Origin of the sequence: Pseudomonas flexibilis (assembly GCF_000806415.1) — a bacterium.
GTDB lineage: Bacteria > Pseudomonadota > Gammaproteobacteria > Pseudomonadales > Pseudomonadaceae > Serpens > Serpens flexibilis.
Window position 1 is genome coordinate 1 of sequence record NZ_JTAK01000014.1, and the last position, 3,338, is coordinate 3,338.

Annotated in this window: 4 protein-coding genes, 3 tRNA genes and 1 rRNA gene; all 8 read left to right on the plus strand. The window is 55.4% G+C overall.

Annotation, left to right across the window (positions count from 1 at the left end):
• Window positions 1-57 precede the first annotated feature (57 nt).
• A 5S ribosomal RNA gene (gene rrf, locus PT85_RS17405) occupies window positions 58-173 on the plus strand.
• Window positions 174-289: 116 nt separating this feature from the next.
• Window positions 290-1,249: a bifunctional biotin--[acetyl-CoA-carboxylase] ligase/biotin operon repressor BirA gene (gene birA / locus PT85_RS17410; RefSeq protein WP_027591592.1), complete on the plus strand. Its 960-nt coding sequence runs from the start codon at window positions 290-292 to the stop codon at window positions 1,247-1,249.
• Window positions 1,239-1,979, plus strand: coding sequence for a type III pantothenate kinase (locus PT85_RS17875; RefSeq protein WP_074467559.1), 741 nt, complete (start codon window positions 1,239-1,241; stop codon window positions 1,977-1,979). The genes birA and PT85_RS17875 overlap by 11 nt, the downstream gene beginning before the upstream one ends.
• Before the next feature lie 8 nt (window positions 1,980-1,987).
• The gene (locus PT85_RS17415) at window positions 1,988-2,656 is read left to right on the plus strand and encodes an SPOR domain-containing protein (RefSeq protein ID WP_027591591.1); all 669 of its coding nucleotides are present in this window, start codon (window positions 1,988-1,990) and stop codon (window positions 2,654-2,656) included.
• A 133-nt stretch (window positions 2,657-2,789) separates the two neighbouring features.
• Window positions 2,790-2,874, plus strand: a tRNA-Tyr gene (locus PT85_RS17420).
• Between the two features lie 24 nt (window positions 2,875-2,898).
• Window positions 2,899-2,972, plus strand: a tRNA-Gly gene (locus PT85_RS17425).
• A 27-nt stretch (window positions 2,973-2,999) separates the two neighbouring features.
• Window positions 3,000-3,075, plus strand: a tRNA-Thr gene (locus PT85_RS17430).
• Between the two features lie 81 nt (window positions 3,076-3,156).
• Window positions 3,157-3,338, plus strand: a 182-nt coding sequence (locus PT85_RS17880; RefSeq protein WP_039607342.1) for a GTP-binding protein, incomplete at its 3' end; no start/stop codon positions are given.

Consider the following 3,338-nt stretch of genomic DNA (forward strand, 5'->3'; position numbering starts at 1 on the left):
TCCTTTCCCATAGCCTTTTCGGGGTAGCGCCTTAACCGCGATGCCCCAACCGAATTGCTTGACGACCATAGAGCGTTGGAACCACCTGATCCCATCCCGAACTCAGCAGTGAAACGACGCATCGCCGATGGTAGTGTGGGGTCTCCCCATGTGAGAGTAGGTCATCGTCAAGCACCTAAAACCAAAACCCCAATCCGCAACCGCGGGTTGGGGTTTTGTGTTATGGATATATTGGAGTGGATGTTTTGTCCACGACCCCGGCAAAACTTTTATCCCGGAGGCCTTTAAGATGCCAGCATTGTTGGAACTCCTTAAGGATGGCGCTTTCCACTCGGGGGAAAAGTTAGGGGAAGCACTGGGAATCAGTCGGGCTGCGGTTTGGAAGCAGCTTCAGCAACTGGAGTCCCAGCTTGGGTTGACCATTCACAAGGTGCCCGGGAAGGGATACTGCCTGAGCCAGCGGATTAGCCTGCTGGATCCATCAGCAATTGATGAGCGGTTTTTGGGACTCCAGCGCATATATCTGTCAGAAACGCTAGATTCTACGAATGCCGAAGCGCTACGGCTGATTTCTCAAAGGAAGCCGCTGCCCTTCCTGGTTCTCTCCGAGCAGCAGACGTCCGGTCGTGGAAGGAGAGGGCGTACCTGGGTGAGCCCATTTGGCGCAAACCTCTATTACAGTCTTGCGATACAGCTTGTTCAGGGCGCTCAACAGCTCGAAGGGCTGAGCCTGGTAATCGGCTTGGCTGTTCTCAGAACTATCGAAGAGGCTGGCGTTACGAATGCCGGTCTTAAGTGGCCCAACGATATCTTGGTCGGCCATAAGAAAATGGCCGGAATACTGCTGGAGCTGGTTGGTGACCCGGCGGACATTTGTCATGTTGTGATTGGTGTCGGAATCAATGTGAATATGCTGTCCAGCAAGGATGAGATCGACCGACCTTGGACTTCGCTTTTATGCGAAACGGGTATCCTGCAGGATAGGAGCCAACTGGCTAGTCGCTTGAATCACCACATTTCCCATTACCTCGGCCTACACCGTTTGAATGGATTTACAACATTGATGGATGAGTGGCGTGCGGCTGATCTTTGGATGGGGCGTGAGGTGCGGCTATCGTCCGGGGTGGGAGAGGTCGCTGGCACGTCGCTGGGTATTGATGAAAGGGGAGGGCTGCGTTTGCTTGTAGGCGGAGCAGAGCAGGTCTTTTGTGGTGGAGAGCTGAGCCTGAGGTTGCGCGATGATTCTTGAACTGGATTGCGGAAATACCCTGATCAAGTGGCGCCTTCTCTCTACAGGTGAAACCCACTCAGGCGTAGTTTCGGATGCCGCTGCTCTGCTGGATGAGCTCAAGCGCGTTTCAGTCGGATCTCTACGCGGAGCGCGGCTGGCAAGCGTTCGTAGTGAGCAGGAAACCGATGCAATCGCCTCTACTCTAGAAGAGACTTTTGGCGTGCGTTGCCAGGTCGCCATGCCTGCTGAGCGGCTGGGCGGGGTTCGCAACGGGTATGAGGACTATCGCGGGTTGGGGATGGACCGGTGGCTAGCGCTGGTGGGAGCTTTCACGCTGGCCCGCAAGGCATGCCTGGTCCTGGACTTGGGAACGGCGATCACTGCCGACTTCGTATCTTCTGAGGGTGGGCATTTGGGGGGCTTTATTTGTCCTGGTATGCCTTTGCTGCGAAGCGATCTGCGTACCCATACTAGCCGAATCCGCTATGGTGATGACGCGGCTCATGATGCGCTTCGCTCGAGTGACCCGGGGCGTTCGACTCCCCAGGCAGTGGAGCGAGGATGCCTGTGGATGGTGCGCGGTTTTGTGCAGGAGCAGCGGAGGCTTGCTTCGCATTTATTGGGGGCTGAGCACGAGATCTTCCTGACAGGTGGGGATGCTGAATTGGTCCTGAATGATGTTCCTCACGCGCGGTTGGCTCCGGATCTGGTTTTTACAGGGCTTGCGGTTGCCTGTCCCCTTGAATGAGGTCTTCGATGCGGTGGGTCTTCCTGCTGTTGGTGGCACTGAATATTTTCTATTTCGTTTGGACTCAACAGCAGCCGCCATCGCTTGCTGGTGATGTCGTTCCCTTCGCCTTGGTCGAGGGTGGGAAGGCGCGCATCCGCCTGGTGAGCGAGCACGGAAATCGCGAAGGTGAGCAGTCTCCGATGACTGCGAGCGGTGAAATCTGCCTTTACCTCGGCGGTTTTGAAACTGATCAGCGATCGTCCATGCTGGAGCAGCGTTTGATAAGCCTTGATATACAGGCAGGGCAGGCTGTCACCAATTTAGAGTCGTCGAAGGACTACTGGGTTTATCTTCCGCCATTCGGCTCGCGGGATGCGGCGCTGCGCCAGTTCAAGGAGCTGCAGGCAAGGGGTATCGACAGCTACCTGATTACGCAGGGAGATCTCTCCAATGGTATCTCCCTGGGTATCTTCTCCGGCCAGGATTCAGCGGTCAGCCTGCTGGAGCGCATTCGTGCCATGGGGTATGGCGCTGAGCTGCGAGAGCTGGTTCGTGAGCGCCGTGAACACTGGGTGCGTGTGCCCGCGCGGGATAGTGTTCTGGTTGGTGATGATCTCCTTTCGCGGCTCGTTCAGGATTTCCCCGGTATGCGTCATCAGATGCTCCCTTGTGCAAGTCCTATTGCCAGGGAGTGAGACATTCTCTAGAATTCGCGCCCTGCCTTTGGTTGGAAAACCGAGGCGGCGCGAGCGCGGAACGTAAGTTCAAGATTTCATTGAAATTAGCGCTTGACGCAATGAGGCATTGCTGTAGAATGCCGCTCACTCTGGAGGGGTTCCCGAGTGGCCAAAGGGATCAGACTGTAAATCTGACGTCTTCGACTTCGAAGGTTCGAATCCTTCCCCCTCCACCAGATACAGCACGAGCATTAGGCTCTGCGGGTATAGTTCAGTGGTAGAACCTCAGCCTTCCAAGCTGATGATGCGGGTTCGATTCCCGCTACCCGCTCCAGTTTGATGCTTGCGCACAAGCTGTTTTGCTCATGTAGCTCAGCTGGTAGAGCACACCCTTGGTAAGGGTGAGGTCAGCGGTTCAAATCCGCTCATGAGCTCCAGTCAACAAAGGCAGATATGAAAATATCTGCCTTTGTTTTAATGGAACGAGACGCGTAAGTCTGCATTAAGGGGTGGTTAGAATGGCTAAGGAAAAATTCGAACGTACCAAACCGCACCTCAACGTTGGCACCATCGGCCACGTTGACCACGGTAAGACCACCCTGACCGCTGCTATCGCAACCGTCTGCGCCAAGACCTGGGGCGGCGAAGCGAAGGGCTACGATCACGTCTCTTATAATCATTCACGAAGCAACGAGAACTG